15 protein-coding genes are annotated in these 18502 nt (G+C 59.3%); 9 read left to right on the top strand and 6 right to left on the bottom strand.

All coding sequences use genetic code 11. The features are described from left to right. Positions 1 to 6 precede the first annotated feature (6 nt). The 5 genes from IQ458_RS13785 to wecB all read left to right on the top strand — a co-directional run bounded on the left by IQ458_RS13785 (position 7) and on the right by wecB (position 10114). Positions 7 to 4824, top strand: coding sequence for an FkbM family methyltransferase (locus IQ458_RS13785; RefSeq protein WP_203323184.1), 4818 nt, complete (start codon positions 7 to 9; stop codon positions 4822 to 4824). A gap of 70 nt (positions 4825 to 4894) precedes the next feature. Further along, on the top strand, positions 4895 to 5377 hold the full coding sequence (locus IQ458_RS13780) for a hypothetical protein (protein ID WP_203323183.1): 483 nt from the start codon (positions 4895 to 4897) through the stop codon (positions 5375 to 5377). Positions 5378 to 5380: 3 nt separating this feature from the next. Then, the gene (locus IQ458_RS13775; protein ID WP_203323182.1) at positions 5381 to 6964 is read left to right on the top strand and encodes a glycosyltransferase family 39 protein; all 1584 of its coding nucleotides are present in this window, start codon (positions 5381 to 5383) and stop codon (positions 6962 to 6964) included. Beyond that, positions 6961 to 8970, top strand: coding sequence for a DUF6270 domain-containing protein (locus tag IQ458_RS13770; protein WP_203323181.1), 2010 nt, complete (start codon positions 6961 to 6963; stop codon positions 8968 to 8970). The genes IQ458_RS13775 and IQ458_RS13770 overlap by 4 nt, the downstream gene beginning before the upstream one ends. Positions 8971 to 8992: 22 nt before the next feature. Further along, complete coding sequence (wecB, locus tag IQ458_RS13765) at positions 8993 to 10114, top strand: non-hydrolyzing UDP-N-acetylglucosamine 2-epimerase (RefSeq protein WP_203323180.1); 1122 nt, start codon at positions 8993 to 8995, stop codon at positions 10112 to 10114. 8 nt (positions 10115 to 10122) lie between these two features. On the opposite strand, the gene IQ458_RS19980 is transcribed toward wecB, so the two are convergent. Genes IQ458_RS19980 through IQ458_RS13750 form a run of 3 tightly spaced genes read right to left on the bottom strand, consistent with a single transcriptional unit; the run spans position 10123 to position 12696 of the window. Beyond that, complete coding sequence (locus tag IQ458_RS19980; protein ID WP_425504692.1) at positions 10123 to 10851, bottom strand: PIG-L deacetylase family protein; 729 nt, start codon at positions 10849 to 10851, stop codon at positions 10123 to 10125. A gap of 19 nt (positions 10852 to 10870) precedes the next feature. Then, positions 10871 to 11695 (bottom strand): GNAT family N-acetyltransferase, encoded by an 825-nt coding sequence (locus IQ458_RS13755; RefSeq protein WP_203323178.1) that lies wholly within the window; start codon positions 11693 to 11695, stop codon positions 10871 to 10873. A gap of 23 nt (positions 11696 to 11718) precedes the next feature. Beyond that, entirely contained in the window at positions 11719 to 12696 is a 978-nt protein-coding gene (locus IQ458_RS13750) for a glycosyltransferase family 2 protein (RefSeq protein WP_425504691.1), read from the bottom strand. 239 nt (positions 12697 to 12935) lie between these two features. On the opposite strand from IQ458_RS13750, the gene IQ458_RS13745 reads away from it, so the two are divergent. Both IQ458_RS13745 and IQ458_RS13740 read left to right on the top strand, forming a co-directional pair. After that, entirely contained in the window at positions 12936 to 13304 is a 369-nt protein-coding gene (locus tag IQ458_RS13745; protein ID WP_203323176.1) for an EamA family transporter, read from the top strand. Between the two features lie 68 nt (positions 13305 to 13372). Continuing rightward, on the top strand, positions 13373 to 14173 hold the full coding sequence (locus IQ458_RS13740) for a class I SAM-dependent methyltransferase (RefSeq protein WP_203323175.1): 801 nt from the start codon (positions 13373 to 13375) through the stop codon (positions 14171 to 14173). A gap of 43 nt (positions 14174 to 14216) precedes the next feature. Here the strand turns inward: IQ458_RS13740 and IQ458_RS13735 are convergent, their stop codons facing one another. From IQ458_RS13735 to IQ458_RS13725, 3 genes are all read right to left on the bottom strand, one after another. Further along, positions 14217 to 15155: an electron transfer flavoprotein subunit alpha/FixB family protein gene (locus IQ458_RS13735; protein ID WP_203323174.1), complete on the bottom strand. Its 939-nt coding sequence runs from the start codon at positions 15153 to 15155 to the stop codon at positions 14217 to 14219. Between the two features lie 94 nt (positions 15156 to 15249). Beyond that, positions 15250 to 15996, bottom strand: coding sequence for an electron transfer flavoprotein subunit beta/FixA family protein (locus IQ458_RS13730; protein ID WP_183639126.1), 747 nt, complete (start codon positions 15994 to 15996; stop codon positions 15250 to 15252). A gap of 77 nt (positions 15997 to 16073) precedes the next feature. Beyond that, the gene (locus tag IQ458_RS13725; protein WP_203323173.1) at positions 16074 to 17006 is read right to left on the bottom strand and encodes an ATP-grasp domain-containing protein; all 933 of its coding nucleotides are present in this window, start codon (positions 17004 to 17006) and stop codon (positions 16074 to 16076) included. 112 nt (positions 17007 to 17118) lie between these two features. Here IQ458_RS13725 and IQ458_RS13720 point away from each other — a divergent pair, with 112 nt between their 5' ends. Together IQ458_RS13720 and IQ458_RS13715 are read left to right on the top strand one after the other, a co-directional pair. After that, entirely contained in the window at positions 17119 to 17859 is a 741-nt protein-coding gene (locus IQ458_RS13720) for a CoA transferase subunit A (protein ID WP_203323172.1), read from the top strand. Then, a complete protein-coding gene (locus IQ458_RS13715) occupies positions 17859 to 18491 on the top strand; it encodes a CoA transferase subunit B (protein WP_203323171.1) in 633 nt (210 codons plus the stop codon). The genes IQ458_RS13720 and IQ458_RS13715 overlap by 1 nt, the downstream gene beginning before the upstream one ends. The last annotated feature ends 11 nt before the right edge of the window (positions 18492 to 18502 follow it).

Genomic DNA, 18502 nt, shown 5'->3' with positions numbered 1-18502 from the left:
CCAACCATGAGCGACGGCTATTTCAAGTTTGTCCATGCCGGCAAGGAAATCGAGTTCGTTTTCTCCAGCCGGGAAGACCATATCGCCAAGTCGATCATCGACGGCAATGCTTTCTATGAGGAGGAAATGCTGTTGTCTCTGGCAGCCCTCCTGGCGCCGGGCGATCTGGTCGTGGATGCTGGTGCGAACATCGGGAACCACTCGATTTTCTTCGCCAAGTGCGTAGGTTGCCGCGTCCTCGCTTTTGAACCGATCGAGGAGACATTCAATCTCCTGCAGAAAAACATTGCCCTCAATGAGGTGCAGCACCTGGTCAGCCCAAGGAAGTCAGGCCTCGGTAGAGCCAGCGCGAAGGCCCGCGTTGCATCGTTCGATCCGACCAATATCGGTGGCACCAGCTTGGCCTTGGGCTCGGATGGCGAAATCGATGTGGTCTCGATTGATGAACTGAACCTAGAAGAGAAAGTTTCCCTCCTCAAGGTCGATGTCGAGGGAATGGACTTGGACGTCCTGCAGGGCGCGAGGAAAACCTTGCTCAAGGACCGACCTTGGGTGGTCTGCGAGGCTGCAACGGCCAGCCAGCGCATGGCCATCAGCTCGTTCATGGCGGAAATGGGTTATCTGCCGACAGCCTGCTACAACGCAACGGACACCTATCTATTCCTCCCCGCGAGAACAGAGGAAGAGAAAGGGAGACTGACGGAGCATGGCTTCGAAGAGATCATCCTGCTGCAACGAGAAATCAGGAGACTGCAAGGGGAAATTAGGAGGTCCGACAGGTATTCGGAACGGCTGAGCCGTGAAGGAAGACAATACTCTGATGGACAAAGGGCCGACGTCGTAAAGGAACTGAAAGATCTACAAATGGCGAGCGAGAACGAGCTAAGGGAAGAGCTGCGGGGCCTGACGGCCGATGCGGCGGATGCACGCAGGGAATTCATGGTGATGCTCACTGCGATGTCTGATTCATTCCAATCGCTGGTTGAGCGGCAAGGGATGGAACTGGCCAAGCGTAACGATGCATGGATGGAACGAGTTGCGATGCATTTCGAGGGCCATGCGCAAAGTCTCCAGCGTTTGAACGAACAACTGCTGGAAAGTCAGTCGCGGGCAGCGGAACTACAGACACGCCTGGATACCGAGTTACGGAGACTGGCTGACGCCAAGAATAGTGAGGTCGCGCAAGGCAAACAGTTGGAAATCGTAAAAGCGACGCTCGCTGGCCTCACTCAAAAGCTGGATGATGCGGCAAAGCAAAAGGTTGTCGGGGATCAAGTGATCGGCCGGTTGTCTTCGGCATTGGGTCGAGCAATTCACGCTCTGGAGGCTCAAGAGGTGTTGGCGAACTCACTTTCGCTGCAGCTTGGGAACAGCTTGCTGCGTGCGGCCACCTCGCCATCCAAGGCCATCAAGCTGCCTGGCACGCTACTGCGCTTGGCTCGTGAGGCAAGCGCAAGGCGCAGCGGTGCCTCTCCCCGTCAGATTGTCGATGTCGGCTACAGATCACAGATTGGGGCACTTCGATCGGAAGCACTGAGCTATTTGGAGAACTCTCCCATCTCTCCAGCACTGACGGAAATTGGAACAGGTGTTCCATCCGCAAGTATTCCATCGGATGCCAGTGTGCGCACAGCGCGGCTGCCGTCCCTGCCAAAAAATCTATCCGGAATAAGGATGGCTGCGATCATGGACGAATTCACCTATTCGTCCTATCAGCACTGCTGCAACGTGCTTCAGTTGACCCCCTCCAACTGGAGAGAAGAGCTTGAGAACCATTCGCCGGACATTCTTTTCATCGAATCCGCGTGGCGCGGGAAGAATGATGCCTGGAAGGGCAAGATAAGCCATTGCTCGGATGAGCTAAGGGACATCATTGACTGGTGTCGAATCCGGAGAATTCCTACCATATTCTGGAACAAGGAAGATCCAGTCCATTTTGAGGGCTTCATCGCGACGGCAAGCCGCTTTGATCATGTATTCACGACCGATATTGATTGTATCTCCCGGTACAAGGCCAACCTTGGCCATGATCGCGTCTATCTGTTGCCATTTGCTTGCCAGCCAGTGACGCACAATCCCGTCGAGCAGTATGAGAGGCAAGATGCGTTCTGTTTCGCCGGGGCGTATTACGCGAGGTTTCCAGAGCGCCAGAGGGATCTGGATACGTTCATTGGAGTGCTCCGGGAGGAGACCGAGATACATATCTATGACCGCAATCATGGTAAAGACGATCCTGCCTACAAATTTCCGGCCGATTATCAGCCCCTGATCAAGGGAGGGCTTGCGTTTGATCAGATTGACCGAGCGTACAAGGGATATCGTTACAACATCAACTTGAATTCCGTGAAGCAGTCGCAATCGATGTTCGCGCGCCGCGTATTCGATCTGCTCGGCTGCAATACAGCGACGATAAGCAATTTCTCCCTCGGTCTCAGACTGATGTTTGGCGACCTCGTGTTCACCACAGACAACGGCGGGCAGATGCTAGAACGCCTCAAGCCGTTGTTGGACGATGATCTGGCGTATCGACGATTCCGCTTATCCGGTTTACGCAAGATCATGATGGAACATACCTATCAGCATCGGCTTGAGTACGTTCTCTCAAAGGTTGACGAGCATCATCCCGGTGTCGATAAGCCCCTCGCCGTCATGGTCGCGAGGGTTTCCTCGCTGGCCGACGTGGAGCAGGCGCGCGCAAATTTCCTTCGACAATCGTGGCCCGAAAAACACCTTGTGCTCGTCGCTTCCGAAGGACTTCGTGCTGGCGATCTGCCGCGTTCCGCGGATGTCTCGGTACTTGGCTATGAATCCTGCGTCAAGGTGAACCCTTCGCAGAAGTGGCCAAAAGCCATGCTGGCAGGGGTGTCGCTTGATGATTCCTATGGCGATCACTACCTGACCGACATGATGCTGGCGCTCGTTTACTCTGATACGAGGGCGATCGGGAAGGGAACCTATTTCGAGGTGATGGAAGCTGGCGTGGCGCTGAACAAGGAAGGCGGGCAGTACAGTTACCTTGATGCGATAGACATCCGGTGCTCCGTGCTTGCGAGCGATTTGATCCAGGGCGATCTCAAGAATTTCGTGGATTCTATCGAGCGAGGTGCGTACCACGGACGTGCTCTTGCCGTTGATGAGTTCCACTACCTCCGTGGCGCATCGGCGAACAACCTGGATGGTGTAGTTTGCCTGCCAGAGATAGACGGTGGCATCCCTCTGGTGGAGATTCTCCGTCAGGCAGAGAGCATTCCGGCTGCTGCTTTCCAACCAGATGTCGCACTCCCGCGCATTGATGGTGAACGGCTTGCCCAGCTGTTCGGGAATCACGGAAACGGGGCTGTAACTGCTGGTTTTGACCCCGATGCAGGTATCCGGGTGGTATCGACGCTCGCGCATGACAAGCATCTCTACCTGTATATGCAGCCGCTCCCGCTTGACTGGTGGTCCCACGAGGAGCTCCGGTTCAATCTGGATGTGAGCACGAATGTCGGGATGGAGCTCGCCGTGGTCTTCCTCGGAAAGGGGGGCGAGCGTACCGGGGTGCAGATGGTGGCGGCAGGACGCAATCATACAGTGATGGTGCCGGCAGGTTCCGAGGCGGTTCGATTCGGCCTGCGTGTCAAGGGAGCGGGAGAGGGTGTGATCCGAGCTCTCTACATGGAGCACTTGCCGGCCGACATCGGCGCGATGGTGGTCAGACGAAAGACGCTGGTGCTTACCAACCACTATCCTTCATATGACAATCTGTATCGAAATGGCTTTGTTCACAGGCGAGTGGTCGGGTATCGCGACTTGGGACTGGACGTGGATGTAGTCTGTCTCTCGGAGAGGCAGGCCATGTCCCACGAGTTCGAAGGCGTGGACGTCAGGTATGCCGACAGGGAGATGTTACGTTCCCTGCTTGAATCTGGAGGGGTAGAGTCCGTCCTCGTGCACTTCCTCGATGAGGGGATGTGGTCGGTCATTAAGGACTTCGTTGACAAGATCCGGGTCATCGTCTGGATCCATGGAGCCGAGGTACAGCCTTGGCATAGACGCGAGTTCAACTACCGAACCGAGGAAGAAAAGGCCAAGGCCGTCATTGCAAGTGATGCGCGCATGCGGTTGTGGCGGGAGGTGTTTTCTGAGACAAGTCCTCTCCTTGGCTTCGTATTCGTTTCCCAATATTTCGCCAACGAGGTTATGGAGGACGTTGGAATCAAGCTGGACGTATCGCGGTACGAGATTATCCATAACTATATTGACGAGGAACTTTTCTCCTACGAGAGAAAGGACCCTGAGCAGCGATTCAAGGTTCTGAGCATCAGACCGTTCGCCTCAGCCAAATACGCGAACGATCTTTCTGTAAATGCGATTGTCGAATTGAGCAAGCACCCGGTATTTGAGCAAATGAGCTTCCACATACTAGGCGATGGCGCTCTGTTCGACGAAACACTTCAGCCTCTGTTGGAGATGCGGAACGTGCGCATCGAGCGAAGGTTCCTGAGCCAAGGGGAGATTGCAGAGCTCCACAAGCAGTACGGTATCTTCCTTGCCCCCACCCGGATGGATTCACAGGGTGTATCCCGTGATGAAGCAATGGCGTCTGGTCTGGTTCCGGTGACCAATGCGGTAACCGCTATTCCCGAGTTTGTCGACGAGACTTGCGGGATTCTCGCACCCGGAGAGGACTGGCGCGCCATGGCGCAGGGAATCCTCCAGGTAGTCCAGGATCCGACGCAGTTCGAACGGCTGTCGTCGAATGCAGCCAGGCGGGTTCGCGGCCAGAGCGGCTTCGATTCCACCATTCGGCGAGAAGTGGCACTGATTTCGTTGCACCGATAGGAATGCCCGGCTGTCCGGCCACAGAGGCCGGCGGGTATCCTTCCACCCATCATGCTTTCAGGAGATTGAAATGAAACTTCGCGTCATGTTGTTCTCGGCGGCCGCCCTGGTGCTGGTTGCGTGCGGGGAGAAGAAGTCCGAACAGGACAAGACGGCGGTACCGGCAGTTGATGCTGCGGCTACACCGGCAGTCACTGGTCCGGCGGCAGGAGTGGACTACACGCTCCTGGGCGGCTACGTGCCAACATTCGAAACACGCTTGCGTTCGAAGCGGGAAGAGCCGCTCTCTGAGGGGCGTTCCCGCCACATCGTCATCGTAGAGTATAAGGCTACCGACGATGCCATCGGAGATTTGCTGTCGGCCGATTTGAAAGCACGCGGACTAGTCGTCAAAGAGCCGGTTGAGCGCAATGGAGCGATTCGGTATGTCGCACAGAATTCCAAGATTGGGCGTATGACCGCCGACATCAATAAGGATCCGGCGCTGAAGTTGCCGCCAGAGGCACAGGGAACTATTTATTTCGTTTGGGAAGACGTGGCGAAGGAGCAGTAAGACATGCGCACCGCCGGAAAAATTGGTCAAACCGACAACTTTTATGCACTGTTGCTGGTGATCATCGGCGGCGCCTTGATTTCGTTGTATTACTTCACGGGCTTGTTTGGCTCGGACGATCTGGCATACATAAATGGCGCCGCGGGCTTTGCCCAGGCGCCTTACTACGCGTTACTCGGGGCTGCGCGATATACGATCTCGGTGCCGCTGCGTGTCATGCTGGAGCTCTCCGGGAACGAGCCTCAGAAAGCAGTTTTTGGTTTCGTTTTCGTTTTCGTAGTGCTTGCGCTGGTTGTCTATTTCCTCGCAGCAAGGGTCTATAACAAGCGCGAAGCCTTGCTGTCGTCAATCCTCGTGGTGGCAAATCCCGTCCTTTTCTTCTTTGCCGGAGCCGTTCTCCCGGACAACATGTTGTCCATCATGTTCGTCGTGGCAGTGCTGCTGTTTGCGTACTGGTACAAATGCATGCGACTAGGGGTTTCATCCGGAGGATGGAGCTTGTTTCTCGCATCATCTTTTGCGGCACTGTGTTATGTGACGAAAGAGGCTGCACTAGCGTTTTTCCTGCCGGTCGCCGCGTACGCGCTCTGGACGATTCGTGGCATGCCACTGCAGGCCGCTTTCCGTCATCTGGGTTGGGGGATTGGAGGAGTGGCCTGCGTACTGTTGGGAGACCTACTGCTCTCGTACGGGGTCTTTGGTGATCCATTGATTCGTTTTACTGTTGCAAAGAATATGAACGTGGTCCAGGAGGCAGCCAAGTTCATGTCATACCAAGGAACCATGCCGATAGAGCGACTTAACTATGCTTATGGACAATTCAGGGCATTATGGCCGGTGGCTCCCATATACTTCGCGTCAATCTTGCTGCTGATCTGGCGGCATCGATCGATCTCGCGATTTATCTGTTCGGTTGATGGCATCGTATCCTTGTCTGCGCTCTGGGTACTGTTGTTTCTGACGTTTGGTAGTATTTCCTTGCGCGAGTACGTCGGCATTCCCATCCAGATCCGCTATTACGCACCCGCGGCGGTGTTGTTTTGCATCGTGCTGGCGCGGGCCGTATCCCCCTGGCTGGGGTCGAGTGGGATTTTGCGCTCAATGGCGATGGCAGCGCTCGTTGGACTGGTCGCCCAACAGATAGTGTTTCCTGCGGAGCGAGCCGGCGACATCTATCGCGCGCGTGAGTTCCGTGCATTCCAGGCCGCCGTATCCAATGCCCGGGAACGCTTCCCGGGAGTCCCAGTGTATGTCGACGACTATTTTTCGTTCCGTGCACTTGGCTATGGACCGCAACATGGCGTGAGTCCGGCGAAAGGCAATTTGCGCCAAGGTAGCAGGGCGATCATTGTCTACAATCCTTCAGAAGCGCTAAAACATACGAATTCTTGGCCTTTACGATGCGCTTCGGTAGAGGGGGCCGGTGTCAGGGATATTACGTCGGAGGTTGGCCCACGGATGGCACGAACCAGGATGGATGGAGTGGAGGCTGAATTGGGTTTTTTCGATTGGAGCATGACGGAAACCAAACCTAGGGTATTCGTACTGATGCTTGAGCCGGATGGCACCTGCCAGTCAGACCGATGAGCAAGACCGCTGGCGCAATACTCCCCGCCCTTCAGGCGCCCAACTATCGGCCATGGGTCAGTGGCGAGCCGAGCATTTGGCGAGCGCCACAGGACTTCATAGCGGCAGGAAAGCAGTCCGTTGGCCTTCACGTCATCCAGACATCCGGATGTCCGATCCAATTGCTCATCCATGGTTGCGAGGCAGGTTTCAAAGAAGGTGAGGTACTTCCCGTATTCTTCGCGGGTGCAGTGAGCGGAAGAGCTGAAAAGACGCCTCCTTTCTTTTCGGGCCTTTCGGTGTCAAGGCAGCTGGGCAGACCATGCATCTGCATTGCTGACCCAACCGTGTCTCTGGACGAAGATCTGGGACTGGCGTGGTATGCAGGTAACCAATGGCAACGGCTGCAGGATGAGCTGACGGAAATACTTGTTCACCTGTCGGATTCCTTCGGCATGGAACTGCTGTTGATCGGAGGTAGTGGTGGTGGCTTTGCTGCGATCAATCTCGGCATGCGACTGGGAGAAAAGGCTTCCGTGTTGGTCTGGAATCCACAGACCGATTTCCTCAAGTATTCGCGCCGAAGTGTCGACACGTATCTGAAAGCGGCTTTTCCCGACCTCGTGGGCGAACGGGGCGCAGATGCCGTGACAGCGGAGTCGCTAGCAAAGGTGGGAGTCCGCGCTTCCGTCACCGCGCCAGATGCAATGCCTGGACCTAGGCGGATGCTCTATCTCCAGAACTCCAGTGACTGGCATGTGAAGGCCCATGCTGCCCCCTTCATTGCAGGACATGGACTCGCGCCCGTCGAACCCGATCTGTACTTGACCAGGAACGACCATTGGGCGGTCTTCTTTGGAAGTTGGGGGAAGGGACATGCTATTCCTTCCATTGAACTGATCAAGACATTGGTTGGGGCGATGTGTGGGCGAGATTTCATGCCTGGCAGTTTGTTCGAGTCTTCGATTTCGGAGCAGGTCATCGCGGTGCGGAAACGTGAGCTTGCGCCGTTCAACGCGGCGCGAGGGTCCATGGCGTCGCTCAACGTGGAGGTCGCATCGGCATACGGCGGTATCGTTGCTTCGGTTATGCTTCCGGATGGCGCCAGGTACCCGGGAGCAAGCTATGCGTTCTATGCCTATAGCCGCGGGGAACGCATCAGGACGCATTGGTATACACCAAGCAGGCAGGCCTACTTCAGGACCGAGAAAAGTAAACCAATTGATAAGATCGTGGCCTTCATGCGGGATGGGCTCGACCAATTGGCCTTCAGCGGAGAGTTGGCCTTCGAGTCCGAAGAGGATGATTGCAAGCGCATTTTCGTCTTCGGGAGTTGTGTCTCGAGGGACGCCTTTCTCGGTGATACGAAACCCCACGACTATCTTGCCCGCTCATCGATAGCGAGCGCGTTTGGTCGTTCCTGTGATGTTACTGTGGGAGAAGCCGACCTCAGTGGCATCACCAGCGAGTTTCAGCGGAGAATGGTCGCCGCCGACCTGCGACGCACCGCCGTCACGGTCCTAGGTACCACGGAGTATGACTATCTCTTGCTGGACCTCATTGATGAACGCTTTGATCTTGCTGAGTTCGGGGATTCTTTCGTTACGGTATCCTCAGAAATGCTCAAAGCGGGAATTCAACTTCCGCCCAGGGCGGAGTGGGTTCCGCTGGCAAATCCAACGCGAATGAGACGCTGGCGAGAGGGATTCAGGCGTCTGGCATCGGTAGTGGGCGAAGAAAGGATCATCCTAAACAGGGTCTTCTGGGCGACGCACGACGAAAGCGGCATGGAGCTTCCCAAGCAGGACGAGATTCAGGCTGCAAACATCCAGTTGGCACGGATGTATGGCTTTATCGATTCATTCGAGGGAATTAGAGCAATCGATTATCCTCCGGGGCTGCTAGTCTCGGACAGCGCACACAAATGGGGAGTGTCACCATTCCATTATGTTCCAGAGTTCTACCTGCATACCCTAAAATCACTCGCGGCGCTGGACGGAAGCCGGCTCGACGTCGCGATGTCCTGAGTGCTTTCCCCTGGTGAATCGAATGAAGAAGGTAATGGTTGTGTTTGGCACGAGACCGGAAGCCATCAAGATGGCGCCGGTGGTGGAAGCGCTGCGTGCCGCGGACGGGATCCAGACGATTGTGGTGGCCACGGCACAGCACCGGCAGATGCTGGATCAGGTGCTTGAGCTGTTTGGAATCGTGCCTGATGAAGACCTCAATGTCATGAAGCCCGGCCAGAGCCTCGCTGACCTGACCGCTAGGGTCCTGACCGGCATGGCGGGCGTTATCGAGAAGCACGCGCCGGATCTCGTACTGGTCCATGGCGATACCAGTACCACGCTGGCGACCTCGCTGGCCGCCTACTACCATCGTACGCCCCTGGCCCATGTCGAGGCCGGGCTGAGAACCGGCAACGTTTACTCGCCTTGGCCGGAAGAGGCCAATCGGCGCTTGACTGCTCCGCTTTCGACGCTGCATTTCGCGCCCACCGAACAATCTCGCCGCAATCTGTTGGACGAAGGTATCGCCAAGGATTCGATTCACGTAACCGGCAACACGGTTATCGATGCCCTGCTTGCCGTCGTGAAAAAGATCGAGGCAGACGTGGGCTTGAGCTCAGCACTGGCGCTGCGTTTTCCATTTCTCTCGTCGGACAAGCGGCTGGTACTGGTGACTGGGCACCGGCGCGAAAATTTCGGTGAGGGATTCGAACAGATATGCCACGCACTCAAGGAAATCGCGTCGCGGGGCGACGTCCAGGTCGTCTATCCCGTGCATCTGAATCCGAATGTGCAAGGCCCCGTGAATCGTATCCTGGGCGGGGCCGCCGGTGTACACCTGATCGAGCCTTTGGATTACCTGCCGTTCGTCTACTTGATGTCGCGAGCGCACGTCATCATTACGGATTCCGGCGGCATTCAGGAAGAGGCCCCGTCCCTCGGCAAGCCCGTGTTGGTTATGCGGGATACTACGGAGAGGCCCGAGGCGATCGAGGCTGGTACGGTTCTACTGGTAGGGACCGATAGTCAGCGTATCGTCCAAGAGGCCAACCGATTACTGGATGACGAGCGCGCCTATGGGGCGATGTCGCGAGCGCATAATCCTTACGGAGATGGTCTGGCTGCCTCGCGGATCGTTGAGGTAGTGAGTTCGCATGCCTGAATGTTCGCTCAGGGGCTGCGATAGGCGCTAGTCCACTCGGCGAAGGCTTCCCACGTCAGGACAGTTCTGCGCTCGTAAAGGAGCCTCCCCGGATGGGGCCTTTCTGCCGTTCTCGAAAAGCTCACGTCTTGCAAAGCGAACGGGTGGCGGACGAGCATTTTCAAGCCATAGAAAGGTAGCAATCCAAGAAAACTCTTCCACTGCGATACATAGCGGGTGCATCTGACAAGGCACCGAAGTCGCGCTGTCGGCCCGAGCGGGAGAGTGGACAGGGGACCATTCTCCGCGAGGGGGGCAAGAACCCGGAACCAGGGCCCGGACAAGCGCGCGCCATGGTAAAGAGAGAACTGCCGGAGGCGTGCCCGCCTGCCTGATACCCCAGCGATGGCTGCGAGTTGGGTAGCATCGTGGTCCTGGTGTCCGCCTTCCCAAGCAGGAACTAAAACCTCCACCGCTTCAGGCAACCCAAGGAAAAGTTTGCGTAGGGCAGGCACCACCTGCTCGAGTCGAGTATGGAGCTCCCCATCCGGGATTTCCAGTTGCTCGCCGATGAAGTGCATCGCCTCCAGCGGAATGCCAATCTTGCGGAGCACCGCGGTGCTTTCTGCCCGCCTCCTGCTGATGTCCTGGCCACCCCAACCACCATCGGTGAGCCAGCAACAATGAATGAGCCTGTGTTCGCGACACGCCGCCTCGAGCCAAGGGAACACCGCGAACTCATCGTCCGGGTGCGCCATGATCACGACCAGGGGAATATCAGAACGCATCGAAGTCCAGTTGCCCGAACAGGATCGCATCGCGGGGAGGGGCAGACACGCCGGATTGCAATGGCTTGAAGATGAGATTCAGTGGGCTGGCGCGGAACCGATCGGGGATGTTGAACCAACGCACGCCCTTCGTCTTCATTGCTTCGGGAATCAGGCCAAGCTGTAGATGGATGCGCATAGGGGGAGACGGCAGGTTCTCAGGCAGAGACTCCTCCAGTATGGGTTCCGCCCAGGCGGCGATGCCCGCCCGCCCGGTGGTCGTCCATGCTGCAATCCGTTGTCCGGCACGGACAAGTTGATAAGGCCGGGCCGGGCTGCCCAAGCGCCAGGAAAGTGCGTCCCGCCGCCACAGGCGATGAAAGAGTGCTTGCCGTTGGAGGTTGTCGGTATCGTCGACCATCGGGAGATGGCCAACGCCGACCTTCGCGTCGAGAGGAGTCAACAGGTCGAAACCGAGTTTCCGTATGAAACCGGGCGTTGAGTTTGCATTGGCCACGCCATACACGGCATCGAAGCCACGGGACGCGGCATACTGGTATGTGGCATCAGCCAGGCGTGTGAACAGGCCCTTTCCCTGGAACGCGGGTGCAGTGGCGGTATTAAGGGACAAGAGCAGTCGGGCGGGATTCCCATTGAGTACGGCATCAACAGGCACGCAGACATAATGCGCCGCCAGCACGTCACCCTCCCATGCATCGAAACCGACCACTGTTCCCGCAGGATTGTCGCGGTACAGCCACGCGAGGTAAGCGGTGTTCAGGTGGGTGGCACCGGGAAAGCATTCCGCGAAGAGCGCTTCGTACTTCACCAGCATGATCGGAGTGGCTTCTGTTGGCCTCAGTTCCACGATGTGCCTCCATTTCGCCTGGCGTCCCGCCACCTGGAGAGGCGAAGGTGTATGGGACGCTTGGGCAGATTCGATGTGTCGTATGCGAGGAAAGCCAACAAGAACTGCAGACTCGCCACGATGCAAACGGTTGCGATCATGATGGTGCCGATGGGAGTTCCAACCCCCGCTTGGGCGGAATGCCACCAATGTAGCCCGCCATAGATGACGCCAAAGCCGAGCAACAGAATGGAAGCCGTCAGCTCAAGCGAAGCAATTGGCATGTCGCGCAGGAAATAGTTGTACAGGATTCTCTTGAACGCGTTGCGAACGTGCTTGACAAGGAATTCCCCAAGGATCCTCGAGATCTTCAGGTTGCTTACCTCGTCTCCATAGCGTGCGTCCATGGGTATATCCAGAACGACGGCTCTCAGGGTGTTCAGACGGAAGAGGATGTCGGTTTCAAAAAAGTAGCGCGTGCTTATCGAATCCAGCGGTAGTCTTGCGGCGACCGAAGAATGGATCGCCGTATAGCCATTGGTGGGATCGAAAACATCCCAGTAGCCGGTGGATGCCTTTGCCATGAACGACAACCCCAGGTTCCCGAGGCGACGGATCAGTGGCATGTCCCGGATCTTGCTAAGGTCGAAAAACCTGTTTCCCTTCGTGTAGTCCGCTTCGCCTTCGAGTATTGGGAGGGCAAAACTCATGATCAATTTCGGGTCCATCTGGCCATCGCCATCCACCTTGACGATGACCGTGGCACCTTCCTCGATGGCGCGCCTGTAACCGCTCATCACCGCACCACCTACGCCGAGATTCGCGGCATTCCGGAGCACATGGACCCGGGGGTCATCGACGGATGCCATGATGAAATCGCCACTGCCATCAGGGCAGCAGTCATCCACGCAATAGATGCGATCGACTTCGGGACCGATGGCGGCAATAACCTCTCCGATGTGGCGGGTTACCCTGAAACAGGGGATCACGACCGCTATTCCCGAAGTCCACTCCGGCGTCGACGCGGATTCCGTCCTAGTCAGGGGCATCTTTCTACACTTTCCAATGGCAGATGTCGGGTCACCGTGCATCGCAGCCCGGCACAGGCATGGGCCGGGCTGCGATGGCGGGAACAAGTTATCATACGCCCTTGTTGCCAGACCGACCTGCAAGCGGTCCGGTCGCTGGACAGCCCTAGTTTTTCATCCCATCGCCCCAGGATTCAGCTGTGAGCAGACTAGATAGCGCTTTGACCCCTTCAACGCTTTTGCTGATTCTGGGGACGGTTGGCTTGTTGTCGTTCGGACAGGTGCTTTTCAAGCACGCGTCCGTCAACGTCAGCCTGCTGGACCCGCGCACATTCATGTCTCCGGTCCTGATTGGCGCCATAGCAATCTATGGTGTCGCGACCTTGGCATGGTTGGCGGTACTCGCGAGAGTTCCGCTTTCGCTTGCCTTCCCCTTCTATGGACTGGGTTTTGTGCTGGTCCCGGTGTTTGCGCGCCTGTTCCTGAATGAACCACTGCGATGGCAGGTGCTGGTAGGCGGAGCGATCATCCTCCTGGGAGTGAGCATTACCTCCTGGAGGGGGAATTAATGGGACCGGCATGTCCAAGCTGCGGGACCACGCTACAGGTCGGATTACGGTCCTGGCACCTGCAATGTGTGACCTGTTCCTACGAAGGCTCGTCCTTGTCGCCAAGGATTGTGGAACAAGCCGGTAACATTGATGAAGATGCGCGCGAGCACGGATTGTCGCCATTGCGACAGAAGAATTTCAGCTTGCTTTCGCTGCGACTCGGCGGCCTACGGAACTGGGAGGACCTAAAGGGCGACGGCGGTCCTCGCCTGCTTGACGTCGGGTGCGCGCACGGCTGGTTCTTGCAATCGAACGAACATACCTTCCGTACGTTCGGTATCGAGCCCGACCCTATCGTCGCTGCAGCGACGATGGCGCGCGGGTTGCCGGTCCGCGAAGGTTTTTTCCCGGCGGCGTTGCAGGAGGATGAGCGGTTTGATGCCATCGTGTTCAACGATGTCCTCGAACATATCCCGGACATAAACGCGACGCTTGCCGCGTGCCATCACCATTTGAATCCAGACGGCTATGTCGTGGTGAACGCGCCATCGCGCACGGGATTCCTGTACAGGCTGTCGAAGGTCATGCTTCGGCTTGGCATGGGAGGTGCGTTCGACCGCTTGTGGCAGTTGGGCCTTCCCTCGCCGCATGTGCACTATCTCGATACACCAAGTATGCAACGTCTGGCAGAGAAAAATGGATTCAAGCTGGAATCCAAAATGTCATTGCCCTCGGTGACGGCCGATGGCCTTTATGACCGCATCCACTGTTCGAACGATATCTCGGCGCTGAAAGCAGCTGTCATCACTGCCGGAATGATGCTGGCAATCCCGTTCCTCAAGATCCTGCCCTCCGACATCGAGGTCTGGTTTTTGAAAAAGCAGTGAGCACCAAGTTAAAAAAGGGCCCGTGAGGGCCCTTTTTTTCGTATTACAGCTGCGCCTGCAACTCCGGCAGCAACTTGAACAGATCCCCCACCAACCCGATGTCCGCAATCTCGAAAATCGGGGCTTCGGCGTCCTTGTTGATGGCCACGATGGTGCCGGCGTCCTTGATGCCGGTCAGGTGCTGGATGGCGCCGGAGATGCCGACGGCCACGTATAGCTCGGGGGCGATGATCTTGCCGGTCTGGCCGACCTGGAGTTCGTTCGGGACATAGCCGGCGTCGACCGCGGCGCGCGAGGCACCGACGCCCGCGCCCAGCTTGTCGGCCAGGTCGTAGATGATCTTGAAGTTCTCCGCCGAGCCGACGCCGCGGCCACCGGAGACCACGCGCTTTGCGCTCTGGAGATCGGGGCGGTCGGATTTTCCGGCAGCCAGGCCGAGGTAGCGGGTGTGCGCGGGCAGGGAGGCATCGGCGGAGACCGTCTCGACGCTGGCGCTGCCACCCTTGGCCGCTTCCGGCCAGGAGGCGGTGCGGACGGTGGCGACGACGGTCTGATCGGCCGGCGCCTCGACGGTGATGATGGCGTTGCCGGCGTAGATCGGGCGCTTGAACACGTGGCTGCCCTCGACGCTCATCACGTCCGACACCTGGGCCACGCCCAGCAGCGCGGCGACGCAGGGCATCAGATCCTTGCCGAAAGTGGTGGAAGGACCGAAGACATGGGTGTAGCCGGCGGCCAACTGCGCGATCTGCGGAGCCAGCACCTGGGCGATGGCGTTCGCGTTGGCGGGATTGGCGACCGTCAGGACGCGGGCGACCCCGGCGACCTGCGCCGCTTCGGCGGCGATGCCGGCCGGATCGGCGGCCAGCACCACGACATCGATGCTGTCGGGCTTCAGGGCCTGGGCGGCGCTGACGGTCTTGGCGGTGGCGCTGTTGAGCTTGCCGTCCAGGTGTTCGGCGATGACGAGGACTTTGGACATTGCGGAATCTCCAGAATTCTGGCGATGGCGCGCCTGCGTTTCCGCGTCGCGCCATCGCCGCGACCCTCTTCCCGGAAGAAGAGGGAACGATGGGTTACAGCAGGCCCTTGGCCTTGAGCGCGGCGACCAGTTCGGCCGCATCCTTGACCATCACGCCCTTGCTGCGCTTGGCCGGGGCAGCGTAATGGGTGGTCTTCAGGGTATCGGCCGCCTGCACGCCGAGATCGGCCAGTTGCAGGGTCTCCAGCGGCTTGCTCTTGGCCTTCATGATGTCCGGCAGCTTGATGAAGCGCGGCTCGTTGAGGCGCAGGTCGGTGGTGACCACCGCTGGCAGGTCGACTTCCAGGGTTTCCAGGCCGGCGTCCACTTCCCGGGTCACGGTGGCCTTGTCGCCGGCGATTTCCAGCTTGGATGCGAAGGTCGCCTGCGGACGGCCCCACAGGGTGGCCAGCATCTGGCCGGTCTGGTTGGCATCGTCGTCGATGGCCTGCTTGCCCAGGATGACCAGCTGTGGCTGTTCCTTCTCGATCAGCTTGAGCAGGGTGCGGGCGGCGGTCAGCGGCTGGATCGGCTGGTCGGTGACCACGTGGATGGCGCGGTTGGCGCCCATGGCCAGGCCGTTGCGCAGGTGCGCCTGGGCGTCGGCCGGCGCGATGGTGGCGACCACGACCTCGGTGGCGATGCCCTTGTCGCGCAGCCGCAGGGCTTCTTCCAGCGCGATTTCATCGAAGGGGTTGGCCGACAGCTTGACGCCGTCGGTGACCACGCCGGACCCGTCCGGCTTGACCTGGATGCGGACGTTGTAGTCCACCACGCGCTTGTAGGCGACGAGAATCTTCATCCTCTGGGAATTCCTTCAGTGCTACGGAGAGGCCCGGCCGCGGCGGCTGGCCGAGGGCAGAACGCTGATTCTAGCGGTCAGCCGATATCCGTGCGAGTCCGTACGGTGCCGTTCGCGAGCCTTCCCGCCAGGGCCTCGGCCAGCCGGCCGGCGGCCTCCGGGGCCTGGGCGAAGAACAGGGAAGGCTCGGTCAGTTCGAGTTCCAGCAGGCGCGGCACGCCGTCCATCCCGCGCAGCAGGTCCACGCGCGCATACAGGAGGGGAGCTTCCAGCTTGAGCAGCCGGGTGGCCGCGGCGAGCACCTGATCGGCCAACTGCCGTTCGTCGTCGGCCGGTTCCCGCGCCTGGATATCGCCGAAAGCATGCGGATCCAGCGGCGGTGTGTCGCCGGCCTTCAGCAATGCGGCCTTGCGGATGGCGTGGCTGAATACGCCGTCGATGTGGATGAGGGCGGTTTCCCCGTCGGCATCCACGGCCGACAGATACGGCTGGAGCATCGCGCTGCGGTTGGCGTCCAGCAGGCGTGCCAGATGGTTGCCGGCGGCGAACTCCTGGTCGCGACGGTAACGCTGGGTATCACGGGCACCCGCGCTTACGGTCGGCTTCACCACGAATTCCGCGGACGGGTGTTTTGCCAGGAACGCCTGCAGGGCCTCCATCGGTTCGGCGTCGGGTTCGACGAACTCCGTCGGCACGACGGGTACGCCGAGTGCGGCCATATCGGCCAGATAGTGCTTGTCGGTGTTCCAGCGGACCACCGGCAGCGGGTTGAACAGTGCCAGGGAATGCGCCGCGCGCTCGCACCACGCCATGAACTCGGCCAGGCGCTCGGTGTAGTCCCACGGCGAACGCAGCAAGGCGGCATCCAGGCGGCTCCAGCCCACCGACGCGTCATCCCAGGCAAGCGCGCGGACCGATAGCCCGGCGCGTTCGCAGGCGGCCAGCAGCGGTGGAAGATCTTCGTCGTGGCCGGTGGCGGAGATGGCGGTGATGAGGGCGATGGCGGTCATGGCGTGCAGTGTAGGGGCATGGTCGAGCGGGTGTTGCCATTGCCCGAAAGTACCTGTTGCGCAGGGGGGGCACGGGTAGAATGGCGGACATTTCCCGAGATGGACCCTGCCAATGGCTGAAACCGCGAACGCGGCCCCCAAGACGGGCAAGCAGAAACTCTTTCCCAGCGCCGCCGCCGCGCTGGATGGCATCGTGGCGGATGGCCAGATCCTGGCGGTCGGCGGATTCGGCCTGTGCGGCATCCCGGAAGCGCTGATCGCCGCGCTGCGGGACAGCGGCGTGAAGGGGCTGACGGCCATCTCCAACAATGCCGGCGTCGACGGTTTCGGCCTGGGGCAACTGCTGGCGACCCGCCAGATCAGCAAGATGATTTCGTCCTACGTGGGTGAGAACAAGGAGTTCGAGCGCCAGTACCTGGCCGGTGAACTGGAGCTGGAATTCAACCCGCAGGGCACGCTGGCCGAGCGTCTGCGCGCCGGCGGCGCCGGCATTCCGGCCTTCTTCACCCGTACCGGCTACGGCACCGTGGTGGCCGAGGGCAAGGAGACCCGTCAGTTCGGCGAGCACTGGTACGTGATGGAAACCGCGCTGGTGGCCGACGTGTCGCTGGTCAAGGCCTGGAAGGCCGATCGGGCCGGCAACCTGGTGTTCCGCAAGACGGCGCGCAATTTCAATCCCGCCTGCGCCATGGCCGGGAAAATCTGCGTGGCCGAGGTCGAGCAGGTCGTCGAGATCGGCGAGATTGACCCCGACCACGTCCACCTGCCGGGCATCTACGTGGATCGCATCGTCCACAACCCGAATCCCGAGAAGCGCATCGAACAGCGCACCGTGCGCCAAGGAGACAAGTGATGGCCTGGACCCGCGACGAGATGGCACAGCGCGCCGCGCGCGAACTGACCGATGGCGCCTACGTGAACCTGGGCATCGGCCTGCCGACCCTGGTAGCCAACCACATCCCCGCCGGCATCGACGTCTGGCTGCAGTCCGAGAACGGGCTGCTGGGCATCGGCCCGTTCCCGACCGAGGACGAAGTCGACGCCGACCTGATCAACGCCGGCAAGCAGACCGTCACCGCCCGGGCAGGTGCCAGCTACTTCGGCAGCCACGATTCGTTCGGCATGATCCGGGGTGGCCACATCGACCTGGCCGTGCTGGGCGCCATGCAGGTCACCGACCGGGGCGACCTGGCCAACTGGATGGTGCCCGGCAAGATGGTCAAGGGCATGGGTGGCGCCATGGACCTGGTCGCCGGGGTCAAGCGCATCGTCGTGCTGATGGAGCACGTGGCGAAGGACGGCAGCCACAAGATCCTGCCCCAGTGCGACCTTCCGCTGACCGGCGTCGGGGTGGTGAACCGGATCATCACCGACCTGGCCGTGTTCGACGTCACCCCGGAGGGGCTGGCCCTGGTTGAAACTGCGGACGGCGTCACCCTTGACGAACTCAGGGACAAGACCGGCGTACCCATCCGGACCCCCTGAAAAAGGGAGGG

The sequence above is a fragment of the Pseudoxanthomonas beigongshangi genome (assembly GCF_016820515.1).
Taxonomy (GTDB): domain Bacteria; phylum Pseudomonadota; class Gammaproteobacteria; order Xanthomonadales; family Xanthomonadaceae; genus Pseudoxanthomonas_A; species Pseudoxanthomonas_A beigongshangi.
Note: the sequence above shows the minus strand (reverse complement) of the source record. Positions and strands in the feature narration are given on the sequence as shown.